This is a genomic window from Carboxylicivirga agarovorans (assembly GCF_050589845.1).
In the GTDB taxonomy this organism is placed as follows: domain Bacteria; phylum Bacteroidota; class Bacteroidia; order Bacteroidales; family Marinilabiliaceae; genus Carboxylicivirga; species Carboxylicivirga agarovorans.
This window is the reverse complement of sequence record NZ_JBNGPA010000006.1, coordinates 233545-255841: the sequence shown is the minus strand read 5'-3', so window position 1 is coordinate 255841 and position 22297 is coordinate 233545. Positions and strand designations below refer to the sequence as shown.

The following is a 22297-nucleotide window of genomic DNA, read 5'->3' as shown; positions in this document are numbered from 1 at the left end:
ATTTGCTTGTTAATTGTTAAAAAGTGTTTTGAATATCAAATATCGTCATTACATTTGTAATATGTAATACAAATATAATTTGTTTTTCTAATTTACTACTACTATCACTAAGTTATGCAAAACTCTTTACTGAAATTACCGCTTGTGCTATTCTTTATTTTTCTATCCCTTGGATGTCAGCATAATGAAACGGAAAATGTGGATTGGACCATGCCTTTTATACTGCTTGAAGGTGGCGAATTAAATAAGGTTAAAGGATGGGCCGATTCAATCAAAAAGACCTCTGTTAAGTATGATGAGAAATGGATGAAGGCCGATTCGTTGGCGCGGATTGCTAAAAGGATAGCGATAGATTTTAAGATTAGCGAATCGGAAGTCAGGGAGCAATTAGTAACCAAAGTTGGTGAATATACGGAAGAGGAGTGGAGTGACTGGAATTCTTCAGGTTTATTGGAAGGAAGGGTTTTGGATGGAGAGATGCATTATTTTAAGCGTGCCGCATCAAACCTGGCTATTCTGACGGGGCGCGGAGACGGCTTACTGGATAAGGCACTGGATGCTTTTTGTCTTAAACACTCCGAGGAAGTACTTGATGAAATTGATGTGTCCAATCGATCAAGGGTTAAAAAGCAAAACTTTGTAATTGACTTTGTTGTGAGTGTTGATAAGGACGCAGTACCGGCTGGTGATACCATTCGTTGTTGGTTGCCGTTTCCCAAGGAATTACACGGGCGACAAACGAATGTAAAATTGATTAATGTTACACCCGGAGATTATATCTTGTCCAATGATACCTGTGTTCACAGAAGTGTATACGTGGAACAGCTTGCGGTAGCAGGTGAAAAAACAGAATTCAGACTGAAGTTTAGTTTTGATGCACAGGCAGAATACATTGATCTGTCGAAGCATAATGTATTGCCGTATGATGAAGAAAGCGCAGTTTTTAAGGAGTATACCAAAGAGCAATTGCCTCATATTGCTTTTACTCATAACATAAAGCATTTAGCTGATAGTATTTGTGGAGATACGAGTGATCCCGTTGCTGAGGTGAGGGATATTTACTATTGGATTGATAAAAATATTCCATGGGCCGGAGCTCTTGAATATGGTATAATGCCAAATATTCCGGAGTATGTATTAAAGAACAGAAAAGGGGATTGTGGTATGCAAACCTTATTGTTTATGGCAATGGCTCGCTACAGGGGTATTCCGGTACGTTGGCAAAGTGGCTGGATGCTTCACCCTGGTGAAGAAAACCTGCATGATTGGTGCGAGGTTTATTACGAAGGTGTTGGTTGGGTGCCTTTGGATATGTCATTTGGTTTGCAGCAGTCTGAAGATCATCGTCTGCGTGAGTTTTATATATCGGGCATTGATGCCTGGCGTTTAATAATAAATGATGGCATTGGTGCGCAGTTCTGTCCTTCCAAAGTATTTCTTAGAAGTGAACCATGGGATTTTCAGCGTGGCGAGGTAGAGTGGAAAGAAGGGAATTTATATTTCAATCACTGGGATTATCACCTGTCTGTCAGTAGGCAATAGGATTTAATGCACTATCTGTTGTTGTGTAGTAGCAATAATATGTCGTACATGTTATAAAAAATACAATAATTGTTTGCAATTGTTAATACAATTCCTAATTTTGACATGTGTAAGATGTAATACAACATACCTAAAGATATGAAAACAATTCTGATAGTCTTACAAGTTGCTGTAGTATTAATAGTTACAGCATGTGGTGGGTCAAATGAAGCAGTTATAGCCGAAGTTGAATCGGTTAAAAAGGAGTGGGTGCCCGACTCGAGGGTGGCACTGTTTGATGTTGAAGTGCGGTTTTTACCTGGTCAGGTCCTTTTGGTGGGAGAAACAACTGTTGAAGATGCCAAAGCAGATTTAATTCAACGTATTCAAGAGCTGCAAATATCAATTATAGATAGTATAAGCGTTCTGCCAATACAAAAACAAAAGTGGGGTGTTACCTCTCTGAGTGTGGCTAATCTTAGGGACGAGCCAAGGCACGCCGCTCAGTTGGTATCGCAGATCATCATGGGAACCCCTGTGCAAATCCTTAAATCTGAAAATGGGTGGAGTTTAATCCAGGCTCCCGATCATTATATAGCCTGGGTCAATAACTCGTCATTAAAGGCAATGGATGATGAAGCATTTTCCGCGTGGAAAAGCAGTGAGCGTTTCATTATTCTTGAAGACTGCTGGTTGCTGGATGAAAATGGGAAAAGAGTAAGTGACCTGGTAAAAGGTAGTATTGTACAGGTAAATAATAGTGCTGATGAAGTAAATGTATTGCTGCCGGATGGTCGAAGCGGAATAGTAAATCCAAAACAGGCAATATTGTTAAGTGATTGGATGTCTGGTATTGAACTGGACCAGGAGGCATTGGTGTCACAATCTGTAACTTTTATGGGGCTGCCTTATTTATGGGGAGGGACATCCTCAAAAGCGGTTGATTGCTCTGGTTTTATGAAAAATATCTATTTCATGAATGGATATATTCTTGCCAGGGATGCATCACAGCAAATAAAATATGGTCAGAAAGTCGACCTGAAAATAGAAGCCCTTCAGGTTGGAGATCTGCTCTTTTTCGGCAATGCGGAGAAAGGCAGGGTTACTCACGTAGCTATGTATATTGGCGATACCGAGTACATTCATTCATCGGGTCAGGTTAAGATTAACAGTCTGGATAAATCAAGGGAAAATTACAGTGAATACCGCACCAGTTCGTGGCTTGGGGCTCAACGCTATATAGGGCAAGGTGTAAGTGAAGGCCTAATGCCTGTCTCTCAGCATAGCTGGTATGTGAATGCTAAAGAATAAAGTGGAATGTTGATGAATAACAGAAGAGATTTTATAAAGAAATCAGGACTGATAGCCGGAGCTGCTTTTGTTGGTGGTTCTTTAAACGCCTGTAGTGCTGGTGGATCAAAAAAAGGTCATCAGACCAATGCTAAAATGAAACTGACATTTAAACCATATGACTTACAGTTGAAGCATACTTTTACCATTGCTTCCAGTTCGCGGACAACGACCCCGGTGATGTTGGTTGAAATAGAGTACGATGGCGTTATTGGTTATGGTGAAGCGGCTATGCCACCTTACCTGGGTGAATCGCATGAAACAGCAGCCAAGTTCCTGTCGATGGTTAAGCTCGAACAATTTGCCAGTCCGTATTTGTTGGAAGATATCCTGGTTTATGTAGATAGTGTTATGCCTGGTAATTATGCAGCCAAGGCATCTGTTGATATTGCTCTGCATGACTTATTGGGTAAGCTGGTTGGGCAACCACTTCATAAAATGTGGGGTTTGGATGCGTCTAAAACACCAAGTACCAGTTTCACCATTGGTATTGATGAGCCTGATGTGGTCCGTCAGAAAGTTGAAGAGGCCGCACCTTATAATATATTGAAAGTGAAACTGGGCAGGGGGAATGATAAGGAAATGATATCAACCATACGCTCAGTAACGGATAAGCCATTGTGTGTTGATGTTAACCAGGGCTGGAAAGATAAGCATGAGGCGCTGGAGTTAACGCACTGGTTGAAAGAGCAAGGTGTTGTTTTTGTTGAGCAGCCCATGTCAAAAGCAAAAGAAGCGATGGACGATATGGCCTGGTTAACCGAGAACAGTCCTCTGCCAACCATAGCCGACGAAGCTTTACAAACAGTGGATGATGTGTTGCCATTGAAGGGAGTGTATTCGGGAATCAATATTAAGCTGATGAAATGTGGTGGCCTGCGCGCAGCACGAAAAATGATGACCCTGGCGCGTGCCATGGACATGAAAGTGATGATTGGTTGTATGACGGCTACATCATGTGCCATTTCAGCGGCTTCGCAAATATCACCATTGGTTGATTGGGCTGATCTGGATGGTAATTTATTGATATCCAATGATGTGTTTGAGGGTGTGAAGGTGATTGACGGGAAGGTGACGCTGAATGAGCATCCCGGTATCGGTGTGGTGAAATTATAGTGGATAGTTGAGTGATGGCAGGAAAGAATAACATATCTGATTTCAGAAAAGAGGTAAAAGCTATATTGCCGGGACAGCAGGTGTACGCTGAATACATCGATAGGTTCGCCAAAGGAACAGATGCCGGTTTTTATCGATTGATACCTCAGTTGGTTGTGCAGGTTAACAATGAAGAGGAATTGCAGAAGGTTGTAAGCCTGGCTCATCGTTTATCTGTTGCTGTCACTTTTAAGGCTGGTGGAACGAGTTTGTCGGGCCAGACTATTTCCGATTCGGTCTTGATCGAGATAGGACCGGAATTCAATCGGTACCAAATACTCGATGAGGGTAGGAAAATAAAACTACAGCCAGGCGTTCGCGGAGGATTCGCCAATCGGCAACTGGCTAAATACGGTTATAAGATAGGTCCTAGTCCGGCTTCCATTAATGCAGCCAAAATTGGTGGTATTGTTGCCAATAATGCCAGTGGAGCCAGCTATGGGATCGTAACCAACAGTTACAATACAATTGAAGCCATGCGCCTTGTCATGAGCGATGGCACTTTGCTTGTGACCAATGATGATAAGAGCCGTGAAGCTTTTGCTCAAAGCCATACAGCTCTATTGAAAGAGTTAAGTAGTATTCGTGAACTTATACTTAATACAGAGAGTGTATCGGATAAAATAAGTTCTAAATATCAATTAAAGAATACGACAGGGTACGGAATGAATTCATTGATGGATTTCGAAGACCCAATAGATATTTTAATGCACCTGATGGTTGGATCGGAAGGTACCCTGGGATTTATTTCTGAGGTTACAATGAATACCATAGAGGATCCCGCCAACAGAACCTGTGCATTAATATTTTTACCTTCCATCAAAGATGCAGCCAGGTGTATCATGCCATTACGCTCGTGCAAAGTAAGTGCGGCTGAATTAATGGACAGAAATGCATTACGTGCAGTAGAGGATGTTGAAGGTTTACCGGCATTTTTAAAAGAATTGCCTCTGGGTACCGCTGCATTGCTTGTTGAAACAGCTGCTCATACGGCTGAAGAATTGCATAGGCAACAACAGGAAATTGTTGAGAAGTTAAGTGAAGTTGAAACCTTATTTCCCATTGTTTTTACCGATAATGAAAAGGATTACAACACCTACTGGAAGGTCCGGAAAGGATTGTTTACATCGGCAGCTGCCACAAGGCCCGGAGGGACTACTTGTATCATTGAAGATGTGGCATTTCCTGGTGAGGTTCTGGATGAGGCCCTGCCTGAATTACAGGTTTTACTGGATAAACACAACTATCATGGCTCAGTAACCTGGGGACATCTCCTGGATGGTAATATCCATTTCTTGATTATGCCCGACTTTAAATTGTCGTGGCAGATGGATAACTACAAAGCTTTTATGCATAGTTTGGCCGATTTGGTTGTTAACCGTTTCAACGGCAGCTTAAAGGCTGAGCATGGTACGGGGCGCAACATGGCTCCTTTTGTTGAGTATGAGTGGGGTTCTGAGGTCTATAAGCTGATGAAGCAGCTGAAAAAAGCAGTTGACCCGACTGGTATTTTAAATCCGGGTGTATTGCTTAATGACGATGCTGAGGTTTATACTAAAAATATAAAACCACTTCCTGAAGCTCATCCTGTTGTGGATAACTGTATAGAGTGTGGTTTTTGCGAAAGTAATTGTCCCTCACGTGATTTAACCTTAACACCGCGTCAGCGCATAACCGTATACAGGGCGCTGGAATCCGGTGAGGTGGATTCTCATAAAGAATATAAGAAGCTGGCAAAAGCCTTTGCTTATAAAGGTGATGAAAGTTGTGCAACCGATGGATTATGTGCATTGAATTGCCCTGTTGGCATCAATACAGGAAAGCTGATCAAAGATCTGCGCTTTGAGAATAAAGGAAGCCTGGCCATGGCAACAGCTGACTTTATTGCCGGTAATTATGCTGCGTTCAATGGTGTTGCCCGTGGGGCTTTATCTTTTGTGGGAGGCCTGCAGCGCGTGTTGCCTGAGAAGTTAATGGAAAAAGGCGGCTCATTTGTACATAGGGCTTCTGGTCGAAGCATTCCATTGTGGAATAAACACATGCCTTTGGGTGCAAAGAAAGTGAATACGGAATCTGATGTTCGTTCTGACAGAAAGGTTGTGTATTTCCCGGCGTGTATCAATCGCATGATGGGTAATGATGCCGATACACAATCAAAGGAGGCATTAACGGCAGTAACAAAGAAGCTGGTCAATAAGGCCGGTTATGAAATAATTTATCCTGAGAACCTGACGAACCTTTGTTGTGGAATGTCATTCGATAGCAAAGGTTTTAAAGGTCAGGGAATGAACAAGCTTAAGGAGCTGGAAGCAGCTCTTTTATTGGCTACTGATAATGGTCGTTATCCTGTGTTATGTGATATGAGCCCCTGCTTATTGCGCATGAAAGAGTTGATGGATGAACGACTGAATTTAATGGAGCCAATTGATTTTACCCTGGTCTATTTGAAGGACTACCTGCAATTTGAGATTCAGGATGAGACAGTGATGGTGCACGCTACATGCAGTTCGACAAAAATGGGGCTGGATAATAAGCTCCTTGAGTTGGCACGCCTTTGTGCCGCGGAAGTTATCAAACCTGAAAAGACAGGTTGTTGTGGTTGGGCTGGTGATAAGGGTTTTAACCTGCCCGAATTGAATAAAAGTGCATTGAGGTATTTAAAGGATGAAGTGCCTGAACGGGCTGTAGCAGGATACAGCACCAGTCGCACCTGCGAAATCGGTCTGTCTTTGCACAGTGGAATAAACTATCAATCGATTCTTTACCTGGTTGATAAAGCAACAAACGCATTAGAAAAACGATCATGAAACATGTAATCAGCATAATACTGGTAAGCTTTGTGTTTTTGCCCGCTATATACGGACAATGCGATAGGGTGGTATCATCGGTTGAAGATCCCGGACCCGCTCAAATGACAGGTGGTGAACTGCCTGCTGATGTGAATGATACTGATTGGTTTTTTCCTTCTAATTACACCCGGTTAGTGTCCTTTAGCGGTACTCCTGGTAATAAAGCTTCTCATGAAGGCATGGATTACGTGCATGAAGATACATCAAAAGAGCATGTTTATATCCATACGGCAGCTGCCGGACAAGTGGTTTATGTGCGCGAAGGATGTCCTGAAAGCAGCCAGTTTAAACACAATAACTACAATCGAGAGTGTGGAGCCGGCTGGGGTAATCATGTGGTGGTTAAGCATGGCTCTGTTTATACACGCTATGCCCATTTAAAAAAGAATTCGATCACTGTAAAAGTTGGCGACGAGCTTTATGCCGAACAGATAGTCGGGCAAATGGGAAATTCAGGTCGTAGCGAAGTACGTCACCTGCACTTTGAATTGGGAACCAGGCGGGATATGTTCGATCCCTGCGGCATGTCTCAAAATTTCGATTACGTGTATAATCCTAATCAACTGAACTATAATCAACGAACCGGTATTGATGACGAGCTGGCTGAAGATACAGCTAAAGTAGTCGTGTGTCACGACAGACACAATGAAATAATAAAGGTGAAGATGCCCACCAGTCACTCGCTTGGGCAAATTATAAGTATAGAACTGTACGACGCATTAGGCCGGAAACTGGAGGAGGTAAATGATTTGGGTGCTAATAGGTATGGAGAACAGCAAATACCCTATTCGTCTGGTTCACAATTGATCATCTGCAGGATCATTACAGAGAAGATAAGTTTTTCTAAGAAAATAGTGAGTTAAATATTAATCCAATTAATCAAATTAAAAGTAAGTATCTATGAAAAAAAATGTTTGGTTTTTAAGTTTGTTAGCGATCTTTTCGTTAGTCGTTTTTCAAGGCTGCGAAGATGATGTTGATAGCAACTATGGAACAACACCTGTAAGCTGGATGCCGGCTACGGATTTTGACGGTAATGGCTACGAAAAAGCTTATGTCGAAGGGGCGGAGCTGGAGATCAGACTTCGGTTTAAGCAATTTGAAGGCAATGAGGTTCAAAAAATTGTATTGTATAGTGCGGTGATCGATCCTGTAACTGGTGAGGTTGGTGAACGTCAGGTAGAGAAAGAGTTCTCACCATCTGACTTTAGCTACATGGAAGAACAATTACAGTATTATGTAGAGACTGAGTACCTTATTGAAGAGGTTAGATTTGCCAATAAGAAGCTTAATTTAACTGCTGACTTAACTACTGAGAAAGGTATTAATCAGTCAAGAGAGGTGTTAACAGTGCCTGTTCGTGAGTATTTTCCTTTTACAATCGAAGGTATCCCATACTTCTATATGTATAATAATACATATGCAGATGCGGAGATGTCTTATGATGCTGATGCTTCAGCTGGCTACTCTGCTTTAACCAGTGTGATGAATTTTTACGGTTTTGACCCTTCAAATGCTAATTTCCAGGGTGAACTGGGTGGTGACATTAATGCGCATGATCCTGATTGGGTAGCTTCTTATTATGTTAGTGTATGGCCGAAGATTATTGCTAATAATGTTGATAATTTACACCGTGTGTACATTAATGAATCTCCTTATTATGGCGGTCCTAAAACTTTGGACAGTAAAGCAAATGGAACATATGCCGAGATTGATGCAGCCATAGAAAGTGGTCAGCCTGTTATCGTGCATGGTGACTTTATGAAAGATGCGACTTTCCAGCATCAGATTGTTTTGGTTGGACGCAATGATCGCTCTTTCCTTGTTTGTGATCCAGCTGGTAAGTGGGATCTTGCAGTTGGTGGAGAATACGCAAAATCTGAAACAGCTGGCGAATATGTAAGCTATCCAAGAGAAAAAGTTTACGCTGCAATTGGTGAAGATGGAAGCGTAGGTCTTCATATTCCTGTTGATGCAGAATAAGTAATTCATAAATGAAGAACTATCTATTACCATATATTCTGCTAATTATTACATGCTTTGTGGCATGTGATGGCTCTGATGATGATGAGTTTGTTGCAAAGGCTGCCCTCGCAAAACTTGAATTTGTAGAGAAAATTCTGCAAGATGAAGTATTTCAGCTTGGGGGTAAAATTGTTGGTGATGCTATTACGTCGGTTGTTTTATACGATGGAGAACAAGAGGTGTTGAACCAGCAAGTAGCAGGAAGTAATTTTGAAATCAAAATACAGTTAAGTTCAGCCGGTAAAAGAAACCTGGTGTTGAAGGCATTGAACAATGATGACGCTGTGTTGGCTGATTACAGTATTCCTGTTACTGTTATTAAAAGAAAAGCAACAGCTTTTAATTCTGAATCAACGACCAATAAACTGGGACTTTGGATTTGGTACCTGGAAGAAACCGGTTTTAAGTCTCACATGGAAGTGGTTGATAAAATTTATCCTTTGGGAGTTAAAAGAGTATTTATCAAAGTTGGTGATGGACGTAATACATGGTCTGAAGCCGCAAATGTTGAAGAATCAAATGGTGAAGCATTTTTAAGCTATTACCAAAGAAAAGGGCTGGAGGTGTATGCCTGGTCCTATAACTATCCGGGTGATGCGGAAGAGCAAGCGCTCACCCTTTATGAGGCTGCTAAATCAGGTTATGATGGTTATGTAATTGACCTGGAAGCAGAGTTCGATGGCAAAACAGTTGAGCTTGAAGAAGTGATGATGGCTTTTTACGAGCAAATGATGGAGGCTGTGAAGGATGGATTTATTGATGAATCATTTCCCTTGATAGTCACAACCTGGGGCAACCCTGCCTACCATAACTTTGCCATTCATATAGTTGATAAATATGTTGATGCGCACATGCCACAGACGTACATGGAAATGTGGGGTGGAGAATGGGCGGAAAACCCAGAGAATAGCATTGCGACAGGCAATCAGGAGTATGAAAGTCTTGGCGCGAAAAAGCCGGTTTTTCATATTATCAGTGCAGAAAAAACAGGAGACGATGCAATTGGTGTAGATGTTCTTAACAGAGCTATTAAAGCATCGGGTCCTCAAACTTCCATTTGGAAAATTCCCGGAAGTAATATGGGGGGTAATTGGATGGATAATTGGTCTATTCTCGAAAAAGTAGAATGGAACTATGATTTTTCGAAAAGTAATTAATTAAATAACAAATCGATGAAAAGAATATTATTTAGCTTGTTTTTATTGTGTTCTTTGGTCATGTATGGCCAGGCACAAAAAACAATAACTGGTACTGTTATTGATGATCAGAACGTGCCATTACCAGGTGTAAATGTGGTTCCTAAAAGTAATCCTTCACAGGGTACAATTACTGATATTGATGGTAAGTATTCATTGGAAGTATCAGAGAGTGAGACCTTGCAATTTTCTTTTATAGGAATGCAGTCTCAGGAATTTAGTGTAGCCGGACAGAGTATTATAAACGTAACGATGTTGCCCGATTATATTGGTTTGGATGAGGTTGTTGCTGTTGGTTATGGTGTACAGAAAAAGAGTGATATTACAGGTGCTGTTGCTTCGGTAAAAGCTGAAGAACTGGAGAAAATGTCAACTGCAACAGTCATGCAGGCCATGCAGGGTAAAGTTGCTGGTGTAAATATTACTTCTGATACAGGATCGCCAGGATCACCAATGACAGTGACTATTCGTGGTCGCGGTACTGTTGGTAATTCAGATCCTTTATATGTTGTTGATGGTTTACCTGTTTCTTCTATTGGATTCCTTAACTCCAAAGATATTGAGTCAATGGAGGTGTTGAAAGATGCTTCTGCAACTGCCATTTATGGTTCGCGAGGTGCCAATGGTGTGATCTTAATTACCACAAAAAGAGCCAAAGAAGGAGCGCTTAGTGTTGAGGTTGATGCATACAGGGGTGTTCAAACGGCATGGAAAGAACCTGATTTGCTGAATTCTGAAGAATGGTATGATGTCATTAATATTGCCAATTTTAATGGTGGTAATGATGAATTAGTACTAAGACCTGGAGCCGATGATTTAACACACACAACCAATTGGTGGGACGAAATCACACGCAGTGCTGTTATTGAAGATTATAATGTGAAAGTTTCTGGAGGTACTGAAAAAGTGAAAGCTTTTGTATCAGGGAACTACTTTAATCAGGATGGTTTAATTGAAGGTTCAGGTTACAAGCGTTATTCAATGCGTGTTAACACTGAAATGCAGGTGTCTGATAAGTTGAAAATTGGTCAGAATCTTTCAATTTCTGAATCCACTCGTAAGGTAATTAACGAAGGAGATTATTTTAATGGTATTGTTAACTCGGCCCTAAAGTTAGATCCAATCACACCGGTGCGCGGGGAAGATGGTGAATTTATGTCATCGCCGTATACCGATGTTAAAAATCCGGTGGCACAGATTGCAAATACTCACAACAAAAGACGCGAGCTAAGAATAGCCGGTAACGCTTACTTGGATTATAAAATTATTAATGATCTTGTGTTTCGTACAAGTTATGGTATGGATATAAATGTTGTTGATAGGTTCAATTTTAACCCAACATATAATTATGCAGCAGATGAGCAAAATTTGGTTAATAGCGTATTTCGAAGAAATGATCGAACACTGACTTGGAATTGGACTAATACTTTAACGTATATGAAAGAAATTGAGAAACACTCATTCTCAATAATGGCTGGTTTGGATGCACAAGAAAGTGAATGGGAATGGTTTTCAGCTAGCAAAAATAATATTCCAAGTGATGAATCTTATTTGAGATATTTGCGTGCTGCAACTGGTGATGAGAACGGCATGGCTTCAGCGGACGGATTATTACAGTCTGAGTGGGCCATGTTTTCATACTTAGGACGTTTGACATATTCGTATGATAATAAGTATTTATTTACCGGTAATGTTCGTCGCGATGGTTCGTCTAAGTTTGGACCGGAAAAAAGATGGGGTACCTTCCCTTCCGCCGCTGTTAAGTGGAAATTATCGAACGAAGGCTTCATGCAATCGCTTGTTACAGGTGGTTTCTTAACAAGAGTTGAAATTCGTGGTGGATGGGGACAAATTGGTAATGATAAAATTGATCTTTACCAATACGAGGACCCTACGGTAAGTATGAACCAGCAATATGGTTATGTATTTGGAAAAGACAATGCTGATCAGTTATTGCATTATGGTGGAACTATTGAAGGTGTTGGTAATAAGAAAATTCACTGGGAGGTGACAGAATCAACCAACGTTGGTTTAGATCTTGGATTCTTCAATAATAAATTGACTGCTACATTTGACTATTTCGTTAAGGATACGAAGGATATGTTGTTACGCGCGCCAATTCCTAACTTTATTGGTTATACAACTTCTCCATATTCAAATGTGGGTGATGTTCAGAATAAAGGTTTTGAATTTGTTTTGGGTCACAAAAATCAGGTAGGTCAATTCAAATATAACGTTGACTTCAATATTGCAAGTATTAAGAATGAGGTGGTTAACTTAGGTGGTAAAGATTTCATTGCGGCTGGTTATGTGCGTATCGATAATTCAACCCGTACGCAGGTTGGTCACGAAATTGGTGCTTTCTACGGATACGTTACCGATGGTTTATTCCAAAACTGGGATGAGGTAAATGCGCATGCCGATGCAGAAGGTAACCTTATGCAAGGTGATGCTATCCCTGGTGATATTCGCTTTAAAGATATTAATGGATACGATGAGAATGGTGATTTAACAGGTCAACCTGATGGGAAGCTTGATGATGCCGACAGAACGTTTATAGGTTCGCCACACCCTGATTTTACTTTTGGTATGAACATTAATATGGAGTATCGAAACTTCGATTTATCAATGTTCTGGCAAGGAGTTGTTGGTAACGATATTTACAACTTCATGATCTTCGAAACAATGAACCCTGGAAAAACGACGAATAAGTATCGTGATATACTAGGTAGTTGGTCTGGTGAAGGAACAAGTAATGATATTCCTATTTTAAATGGAGCAGATGCAAATGATAACTTCAGAGTGTCAGATCGCTATCTGGAGGATGGAAGTTACCTGCGCCTGCGTAACATTCAGTTAGGCTATACTTTGCCACAAACATTTACTGAAAAAGCAGGTATTGAAAGATGTCGCGTTTATGTAAGTGGTCAGAACTTATTAACCTTTACGAAGTATTCAGGTTTGGAACCGGAAATTGGTTATTATGACCAGTATTCTTCAGGTATTGATGAAGGTATTTTCCCTCATGCACGTACCGTTTCATTAGGTCTTAACCTTACTTTCTAATTTCTAAAATTGAATAAAAAATGAAAAAGTTACTATATATTTTAGCAAGTGTTGCCGTTGTTATGATGGCGTCTTGTTCAGATGAGTTTCTTGAGAAAAAGAAACAGGGTGAGCAAAGTTCAGAAGATTTTTATAAAACTCAAGACGGACTTGAGGGGCAATTGATCGCTGCATATTCTGAATTAAAGAACTACAGGTATATTTCTAATCGTTTCTTTTTGGGAGACGTGGCATCTGATGATGCAACGAAAGGTAGTGAGCCTGGTGATTTTGTTTCAGCTAAAGAAATAGAAGAGTTTAGGGCTACCTCTTCAAACTTCCAGTTCCACTCATGGTGGTGGACTCGTATTTATCGTGGTATTTACTATGCTAACTTGACAATTGAAAAGGCTGATGTTGTAGAAGATATTACCGAGGAAGATAAAAATCGCATTGTTGGTGAGGCTCGCTTTCTAAGAGCATATTATTATTCTGAATTAGTGCGTTCTTTCGGTGGAGTGCCATTGTTTGATGAGGTACCTGATGTAGGTAACTATGCCATTCCTCGTGCAACAGCTGAAGAGGTTTATCAATTGATTGAAGAAGATTTTGCATATGCGGCGACTGTATTGCCTCGAAAATCGGAATTGTTAGATGAAGAAATTGGTCATGCTACCAGGGAGGCCGCTATTGGTTTATTAGGTAAAGCTTATCTGTATCAGGAAAAGTGGGGACAAGCAAAAACAGAGTTCCAAAAAATAATCGACATGACCGATTATTATCTGATTCCAAATTATGGTGAGCAATTTACCTTAGCCGGTGAGAATGGACCTGAATCAATTTGGGAAATTCAATTCTTTGAAAGCAAATCTGAATCAAGTGCATGGCGTAATGGTGGTAACTTCTCTACTGTATTCGTAATGCCACGTAACATCTGGGGTTGGGGATTGATGCAGCCAACTCAGGACTTATATGATGCTTATGAAACAGGTGATCCTCGTCGTGAAGCAACTATTATTGTGCGCGGTGAGGAAATAGAAGGCGAAGTGCAAGCCGGTTCTGATGATGTAACGGGTTATTATAGTCGTAAAGACTTCTTAAAGCCTTCGGAGCGTCCTACCTTAAGTTCAAGAAACAGCCCGTTAAACGAAATCGTTATTCGATTGGCCGATGTTTACCTGATGTATGCTGAAGCGGCTTATCATACGGGTGATGAAACAAACGCTAAGAAATATGTTAACGAAGTTCGTAAAAGAGCCAGAGCTGGTGATAACACCATTTTGCCAGATGTTACCTCTTCAGGAGCGCAGTTGTTGAAGGATATCTATCATGAGCGACGTGTTGAGTTAGCCTTAGAGCACCATCGTTTTTGGGATGTGATAAGAACAGGTAGAGGCGATGAGCTACTGCATGAGAACTTTACTCCGGGTAAAAACGAATTGTTCCCTATCCCACAGGCTGAGATTGATGCTTCATTTGGAGCTATCACTCAAAACCCTGGGTATTAATATTTGCTTTTAAAAATAAATGGATAAAGAGGGCCCGTGTGCCCTCTTTGTTTGTTTTTAGTAACTTGTAGTTTATCCTTAAATTATTACATCATGCCCCTTATCACTAAAGTTGAGGTAATCAAACTCAATATCCCCTATAAAGAGCCATTTGTTATTTCATTAGGTGTTATACCCTCTGCGACAAATGTGGTGGTACGAATTCATTGTTCCGATGGATTAATTGGAACGGGGGAGTGTGCGCCCTTTGTTTTTATTGTCGGAGAAACCCAGGAAACGGTTTTTGAGCTTTCAAAGCAAATTGCTCAGATGCTTAAGGGGAAAGATCCCTATGCTTTGAATGAGCGCCTGGCAGAGATAGATAAAGCGGTTTTTGGTAATTACACCATGAAGAGTGCCTTTGATATGGCCTTGTATGATCTGGCGGCAAAGAGGGCTGGTTTGCCTCTGTATCAGTATTTAGGAGGGTCCAATAATCGTGAAATATATACCGATATGACCATCAGTATTGGAACGCCTGATAAAGTGGCTGCTGATGCCCTCAATTTTAAATACGAAGGTTTCCCTGCCATAAAGGTTAAGCTTGGCACAAACACGAAGGATGATGTGGCCCGAATCAGGGCAATTCGTGAGGCGGTAGGCAATGATTACCCCATTCGCATTGATGCCAATCAGGGCTGGGATGTTATAACTGCCATTAAAACCTTACAGAAGCTTAGTCCATACAATATTGAACATTGCGAAGAACCAATACCTGCCTGGAATTATATGGAGTTGCCCAAGGTGCGTCAGAATAGCCCTGTTCCAATTATGGCCGATGAATCGGTTTTTACACATCATGATGCCATGAAACTGGCCAAAATTGGAGCTTGTGATTATTTCAATATTAAGTTTTCCAAATCGGGAGGTATCAATACGGCATTAAAGATCAATGCCATTGCCGAAGCTGCTGGCGTTAAGTGCCAGGTTGGGTGTATGTCAGAATCGCGATATGCCCTCACTGCTTTAATGCATTTTGTGCTGGCATGTCCCAATGTGGTGCATTACGATATCGATTCATCGTTAATGCTGGCTGAAGATCCGGTAAAGGGAGGAATCAATTACGAAGGAAAGGGCTTATGGACCATTGGGGATGGTATTGGAATTGGTGCTGCCTTTGATGAGGATTACTTAAGAGATGCAGAATGTGTAGTTGTTTAAGATCAAAAGGTTAAAAAAATAAGTGATGCGATTAATATTAAGTGCAGTTTTACTGCTTGTTTTAAATACAATGCTTGCTCAAACACAAATAATTTACCCTGATAACCCGGCTTTCACTTACTCCGGTCGTTTTGACTTTACCAATCCAAAGGAAGTACGATATGACTGGCCGGGAACCTCCATTTACTTTCAGTTCAAGGGGGAGGAGCTCGCATTTCTTATTGAGGGAGGAGAGCGCAACTACTTCAATGTGTTTATTGATGATCAATTAAAAGAGGTGATGCATGCTCCTGTTGATACGGTTTATGCCGTATCCGGCATAAAAGGAAAGGGCTGGCATACCTGCAGGCTTCTGAAACGAACTGAAGGAGAGATGGGTACCACTATTTTTAAAGGCGTTCAGTTAAGTAGTAAGGCAAATATTGCTGCATATGAAGCTCTTCCTCAGCGAAAAATTGAGTTTATTGGTAATTCCATCACCTGCGGTTATGGAACAGAAGGAAAAACACCTGAGGAGGATTTTCTTCCCGAAACAGAAAATGTCAACCTGTCGTATGCTTTTATTACGGCGCGCGCCTTTGAAGCCGAGTGTTATGTTACAGCACACTCTGGTTTGGGAGTGGTACGTAATTATGGTGATAAAAAGAAAGTGTCAACCGAGCTGGCCACCTTACCACAACGCTACCATCAATCATTGGATATGGATACGTCGTTGCATTGGGATTTTGCAAAATGGAAACCTGAAGCGGTGGTTATCAATTTGGGAACCAATGATTATTCGACTAATATTCGGCCCGATAAAGCTGTTTTTATTGATCGTTATAAGCGGTTTATACGCAACATACGACAGTATTATGGTGATGTGCCCATCTTCTGTGTCAGCGGACCTATGGTTAACGAGCCTGCTTATAGCAACGTTAAAGAGGTGGTGGAGTCATCACGTGTGATATATAATGACAGGAATTTGTACTTCATCGGCATTCCCTCTTTTTTGTTGAATAAAACATCGGATCTGGGCTCTGATTATCATCCATCTTATCAGGGGCAGCTAAAAATGGCACAACATATTATTCCCTCCATTGCCAATGTTCTGCAATGGGATTATAATGACAAAGAGTTTAAATGATACTTTAGCACAATCCACCGATTTAATGGATTGTATTCCTGCGGAATTTTTCCAGGCTGTAACTGGCAGACTGAACGTCTGTCAAACCATAGCCCGGGGCAACGCTCAATTGTGTTCGAAAAGAAGTTTTATAAACGTATAGATCTATGCATCATGTAAATCAGCTCTCCTCCTTGCCAGGAGGAGAGCTGATTTACAGCTTGCAAAACACTATATTATGTGAATGTTTGAATCTTTTCGAACACTCGTGGGCAAAGCTTAGCGACGCACCGGGTTACCCAACGCCCATCAAACCGGTGCAACCGAAAATTAATCCGTAGAAATTGACCTTCAACGGAATGTGCAGTTGGTTTATGATCGGTATAGCCGTAAAGGTACTTGTTCATTTTCGTTAAGTTCATGACGGAGGTATTTTGAGTTCAATTTTCAACAAACATAAAGCGATTAAGAGCTCATTGCAATGACAGTGCATGCATTGTAATTTGACGGAATGTGTATGTTGCACATTACGTGATGTTTAAGTAATTTTGAGTGGTGTTTATGTTAAAAACACTACGCGATACACGTTAGAGAAAATGCTGTTTTTGTTCGAAAAACCTGAAAAATGATCCAAAAAACGTCATTTCTTAACCTCTTTGAGCCTTTTTGGGGTCATAAATGGACCTTATTCGGGTCTTTTTTGGGGTTTCTTCGGTAATTGTTCGGAATTGCTTTGGCTACGCGCGTAGCGAACAATTACCGAACAATTACCGAAGGATTACCGAACACGTTCCGATGCGGTTCCGAAGTTGACTGCCACAAATACCGAAGAAACTGGCTGCGCCATAGTAATCGCGTAGCGATTGCACAATTCGTGTAATTCGTGGTTCATTCTTTTTTATTTATTTAAATCATTGGTATTGTACAATACTCTACTTCCTATGAAACCACGGTTTTCTTTTTCTTTTGACCACGCCCTGATAGCCATCGGGGTAATGGGATTTAACGGATTAATTCCTGCGGATTTGATTCCCAAGCTGTAAATAGCAGGCTGTAGGTCTGACACATCATAGTCCGGTACAACAACAATTGTTCTCATGGGTACTTCTGTCCCATGTACCGGCATGGCCAATGCCCGATTGTGTTTAAGTTATATGCGTTGAATTATATTGATGAACTAAGAAAATGATTTTTGTGACCACGGATTTCTTCCTTTTGACCACGGATTACACGGATTACACGGATTACACGAATTATCTAATAGCTTAGCGATTAGTTGTAACAATAATCAAATGGTCCAGTCAATAATTCGTGTACCCCGATAGCCATCGGGGTAATCAGATTTAACGGATTATTGCTGCGCCATAGTAATCGCGTAGCGATTGCACAATTCGTGTAATTCGTGGTTCATTCTTTTTTATTTATTTAAATCATTGGTATTGTACAATACTCTACTTCCTATGAAACCACGGTTTTCTTTTTCTTTTGACCACGCCCTGATAGCCATCGGGGTAATGGGATTTAACGGATTAATTCCTGCGGATTTGATTCCCAAGCTGTAAATAGCAGGCTGTAGGTCTGACACATCATAGCCCGGTACAACAACAATTGTTCACATGGGTACTTCTGTCCCATGCACCGGCATGGCCAATGCCCGATTGTGATTAAGCTTAATATACAGGTCCGATTTATGCGCGTGACCCCATATTTATTCAATTTTGGTCGAATAAACATCGATCAAACTACTAACAAGAAATTACCCCCAAAGAATACCTTTATAGCCTACCTCTGCTATCTTAGTGGAGTGACTTAGTCGTATGAAATTTGTTGATTTGCTTTAATCTTTGCCTGTTCTTTTGAAGAAATGCTTTGAATCGCCCCATTCGCTATAGCCTATTTCACGACCTGCCATTTCAACACGGATGCTCAAGCAGTTGGAGCAGTCATCAGCGCCTTCGTCGGTACAAGGTTTGTTTTCGTACAAGGTGTAATCCTTACGGTTAGCTGTTGGTGTAATGTTTGGCATAATCACGTTGGCACCGTAACGAAGTGCTTTTTCACGACCCATTGGATCGATAGCCTGAAGAGCCGTGGCAGCTGCAATATTGATATCCGGCATTAAAAGGCGCAGTGTTGCTATCATGTTCAAGGCTACCTCAAATCTTCGTTGAATGGGCCACAGTTCATCTTTGAAATCATATAACGGTGTTTCGGTATGTTCAATAAAAGGTCCCATACCAACCATGTCAACATTCAATTCCTTAAAGAATAATAAGTCATCGGCAAGATCATCATAGTTTTGGAAGGGTAATCCTATCATCACGCCAGTTCCGGTTTGATAGCCATGTTTCTGAAGGGAGCGAAGACAATTGATGCGTGCCTCGAAGTTGTGTTTCTCATCTTCAGGATGGATCTTGTAATAAAGATCCCGGTTGGAGCTTTCAATTCGTAAGAGGTAACGATGTGCTCCTGCTGCAAACCATTCTTTATAGGTTTCTTCGCTTTGCTCTCCCAGTGAGATGGTAATGCCCAACTCTCCTTTTGTGACTTCTTTGATCTTCTTCAGAAGGCTTGTAATGCGCTCTGTAAAAGCTTTGTCGCTCCTTTCGCCCGACTGAAGGACCAGTGAGCCGTATTTATGTTCGTGTGCGAATTTAGCAGCGTCAATGATCGCTTTGTCATCTATGTCATAGCGTTCAGAGTGGCTGTTGCTTTTTCGAATACCACAATAATAGCAGTCTTTGGTACAATAATTTGAAAATTCGACAAGACCTCTGAAAAACACCTTTTTTCCCAGCGATTTGACGTATTCTTCACCAACAGACTTTAAAAAATAGTCTCTTTCTTCGCCCTCCAGACCAATCAAATAGCTTAGGTTTTCCCTGTTAAGTTCTTTGTTATTAATGATTTTCCGGATTCTTTCTGTGCTCATCTTTCCCTTTTTAGATTGCGTAAAAATAACAAAAAATCAATAGCCAATGGTTTGAAAGTTGAATCATTCGTGTATTTTTGCGCAGGTAACAAATTGTTACCAAAAGTTATTTGAGTTGTTGTTGAGGTTGTGTTAGTATCTTTATTTATAGGCTTTTTAAAAGCTTATGATTTAAATCATATTTATGCATGACTTTCTTTAAAAACGCAATTCCAGATATAGACAGACAAAACATTAAACAGATGATAAACGAACAACTTCTTAATCCGAAAAGCATTGTTGTGGTGGGAGCCTCTGATGATGTCATGAAACCAGGAGGTAAGATTCTTAAGAATATTGTAGACGGTAATTATAAAGGAGACTTGTATGTAACTAATCTTAAAAGTGATGAAGTTCAGGGGATCAAGTCTTACCGCGATGTGGCTGATTTGCCTGAGAATATTGATCTGGCCGTTTTAGCTATTGCAGCAAAATTCTGCCCGCAGACAATAGAGGTGTTGGCGAAACAAAAAGGAACGAAAGCCTTTATTATCATATCGGCTGGTTTTAGTGAAGAGAATGAAGAAGGAGCCGCCCTGGAGCATCAGATCGTTGATACTATCAATGAAGTAGGTGGTTGTTTGATCGGACCTAACTGTGTGGGCGTATTAACAACAAATCATAGTAGTGTGTTTACAACACCGATTCCTGCATTGGAGCCAATGGGTGCTGATTTTATTTCAGGGTCGGGAGCTACAGCTGTTTTTATTATCGAAGCGGGAATGGCAAAAGGGCTTAAGTTCAATAGCGTTTACTCGGTGGGTAACAGTGCTCAGACTGGCGTTGAAGAGGTGTTGGAATACCTGGATAATACCTATGTTGAGGGGAAGAGCTCTAAGATCAAGTTGTTGTACCTCGAAAGTGTCAATAATCCGCAGAAGTTGTTGAAGCATGCTTCTTCATTGATTAATAAAGGATGTAAGATCGCAGCTGTTAAAGCAGGTAGTTCAGATGCCGGTAGTCGCGCTGCTTCAAGTCATACAGGTGCCTTGGCTAGTAGTGATCTGGCTGTGGATGCCCTATTTAAGAAAGCGGGTATCGTTCGTTGTTATGGCCGTGAGGAGTTGGCTAATGTGGCAGCTGTCTTTATGGTTGAGGAATTAAAGGGTAAGAATGTTGCCATTATTACTCATGCCGGCGGACCGGCTGTAATGTTGACGGATGCCTTGTCAAATGGTGGTTTGGAAGTGCCGGCCATTGAAGGACCAAAAGCAGAAGCCTTGTTAGAGAAGCTGTATCCGGGATCAAGTGTGGCCAATCCAATTGACTTTTTAGCTACCGGAACAGCAGAACAGCTTGGTGATATTATTGATGCGTGTGAGAATGATTTTGACCACATCGATGCCATGGCAGTGGTGTTTGGTAGTCCTGGTTTATTCTCCAATGAGGAAGTCTATAAAGTATTACATCAGAAGATAAGAGAGTGTAAGAAGCCGATCTATCCGATTCTGCCATCAGTGGTTAATGTGAAGGATGATATTGAGATGTTTATCAATATGGGTAATGTTAATTTCCCTGATGAGGTATTATTTGGGAATGCACTTTCTAAAATATATAATACATCAAAACCTGTGATGGCAGGTGTAAATAATGATGGTGTTGACGTTGATGAGGTTCGCCGTATTATTGAAGGCCAGGAAGATGGTTACGCTGCGCCTGAAGTAGTGCAGCAACTGTTGGATGCGGCTGGTGTGCCACGTGTAAAAGAATTTGTAAGCGATAAGGTTGAGGATTTACAGGCCGCTGTTGCTGAGGTTGGTTATCCTGTGGTGATGAAAGTTGTGGGGCCTGTTCATAAATCAGATGTTGGTGGTGTTGTCTTGGGTGTTGACTCAGATGAACAGTTGAAGGCTGAGTTTGATCGCATGATGAAGATAGAGGATGCTACCGGCGTGATGTTGCAAGCCATGTTAAGTGGCAAGGAATTGTTTGTAGGTGCTACCTATGAGCCTGGCTTTGGTCATATGGTATTGTGCGGAATGGGCGGTATCTTTATCGAGGTATTGAAGGATGTCAGTTCAGGTCTGGCACCTTTGAATCACGATGAAGCCTTAGGGATGATCAGAGGTTTAAAAAGCTATAAAATTATAGAGGGAGTAAGAGGACAAAAAGGTATTGATGAAAATAAGTATGCTGAAATTGTAGCGCGCTTATCAAATATGCTGTGTCATGCTCCTGAAATTAAAGAAATGGATATAAATCCGTTGTTGGGCGAGGGTGAAAAAATTGTTGCCGTGGATGCCCGCATACGGATTGAGAAGTAACTGTTTGTGTATTGATAATGATGAAAAAGTCGGCGCTTCAATGGAAGGCCGGCTTTTTTATTGGCTCAGTATTCAATAGAGATAAATTTCTTTAAATAAGAAGGGTGT

At 41.0% G+C, this 22297-nt stretch carries 14 protein-coding genes; 12 read left to right on the top strand and 2 right to left on the bottom strand.

Translation table 11 applies throughout. The features are described 5' to 3' along the window. Positions 1–114 precede the first annotated feature (114 nt). The 11 genes from ACRD69_RS09430 (at position 115) to ACRD69_RS09380 (ending at position 16975) form a co-directional block, all read left to right on the top strand. A complete protein-coding gene (locus ACRD69_RS09430; RefSeq protein ID WP_430814826.1) occupies positions 115–1542 on the top strand; it encodes a transglutaminase-like domain-containing protein in 1428 nt (475 codons plus the stop codon). 138 nt (positions 1543–1680) lie between these two features. Then, positions 1681–2832, top strand: a complete 1152-nt coding sequence (locus tag ACRD69_RS09425; RefSeq protein WP_430814825.1) for a C40 family peptidase — start codon at positions 1681–1683, stop codon at positions 2830–2832. Between the two features lie 12 nt (positions 2833–2844). After that, entirely contained in the window at positions 2845–3987 is a 1143-nt protein-coding gene (locus tag ACRD69_RS09420; RefSeq protein WP_430814824.1) for a dipeptide epimerase, read from the top strand. Positions 3988–4001: 14 nt separating this feature from the next. Next, entirely contained in the window at positions 4002–6833 is a 2832-nt protein-coding gene (locus ACRD69_RS09415; protein WP_430814823.1) for an FAD-binding and (Fe-S)-binding domain-containing protein, read from the top strand. After that, on the top strand, positions 6830–7738 hold the full coding sequence (locus tag ACRD69_RS09410; protein ID WP_430814822.1) for a peptidoglycan DD-metalloendopeptidase family protein: 909 nt from the start codon (positions 6830–6832) through the stop codon (positions 7736–7738). Before ACRD69_RS09415 ends, ACRD69_RS09410 begins: the two co-directional genes overlap by 4 nt. Positions 7739–7775: 37 nt before the next feature. Further along, positions 7776–8858 carry a C39 family peptidase gene (locus ACRD69_RS09405; protein ID WP_430814821.1) on the top strand — a complete coding sequence of 361 codons (1083 nt, stop codon included), beginning with the start codon at positions 7776–7778 and terminating at the stop codon, positions 8856–8858. A gap of 11 nt (positions 8859–8869) precedes the next feature. Beyond that, the gene (locus ACRD69_RS09400; RefSeq protein WP_430814820.1) at positions 8870–10057 is read left to right on the top strand and encodes a hypothetical protein; all 1188 of its coding nucleotides are present in this window, start codon (positions 8870–8872) and stop codon (positions 10055–10057) included. A gap of 15 nt (positions 10058–10072) precedes the next feature. After that, on the top strand, positions 10073–13162 hold the full coding sequence (locus tag ACRD69_RS09395) for a SusC/RagA family TonB-linked outer membrane protein (RefSeq protein ID WP_430814819.1): 3090 nt from the start codon (positions 10073–10075) through the stop codon (positions 13160–13162). Between the two features lie 20 nt (positions 13163–13182). After that, positions 13183–14649, top strand: a complete 1467-nt coding sequence (locus tag ACRD69_RS09390; protein ID WP_430814818.1) for a RagB/SusD family nutrient uptake outer membrane protein — start codon at positions 13183–13185, stop codon at positions 14647–14649. Between the two features lie 93 nt (positions 14650–14742). Then, positions 14743–15849, top strand: a complete 1107-nt coding sequence (locus tag ACRD69_RS09385; RefSeq protein ID WP_430814817.1) for a mandelate racemase/muconate lactonizing enzyme family protein — start codon at positions 14743–14745, stop codon at positions 15847–15849. Positions 15850–15874: 25 nt separating this feature from the next. Next, positions 15875–16975 carry an SGNH/GDSL hydrolase family protein gene (locus tag ACRD69_RS09380; RefSeq protein ID WP_430814816.1) on the top strand — a complete coding sequence of 367 codons (1101 nt, stop codon included), beginning with the start codon at positions 15875–15877 and terminating at the stop codon, positions 16973–16975. Positions 16976–17852: 877 nt separating this feature from the next. Here ACRD69_RS09380 and ACRD69_RS09375 read toward each other — a convergent pair. Continuing rightward, positions 17853–18053: a hypothetical protein gene (locus ACRD69_RS09375; RefSeq protein ID WP_430814815.1), complete on the bottom strand. Its 201-nt coding sequence runs from the start codon at positions 18051–18053 to the stop codon at positions 17853–17855. A 738-nt stretch (positions 18054–18791) separates the two neighbouring features. Continuing rightward, positions 18792–19886, bottom strand: a complete 1095-nt coding sequence (gene hydE, locus ACRD69_RS09370) for a [FeFe] hydrogenase H-cluster radical SAM maturase HydE (protein ID WP_430814814.1) — start codon at positions 19884–19886, stop codon at positions 18792–18794. Positions 19887–20128: 242 nt separating this feature from the next. On the opposite strand from hydE, the gene ACRD69_RS09365 reads away from it, so the two are divergent. Then, positions 20129–22189, top strand: coding sequence for an acetate--CoA ligase family protein (locus ACRD69_RS09365; RefSeq protein ID WP_430814813.1), 2061 nt, complete (start codon positions 20129–20131; stop codon positions 22187–22189). Positions 22190–22297 lie beyond the last annotated feature (108 nt).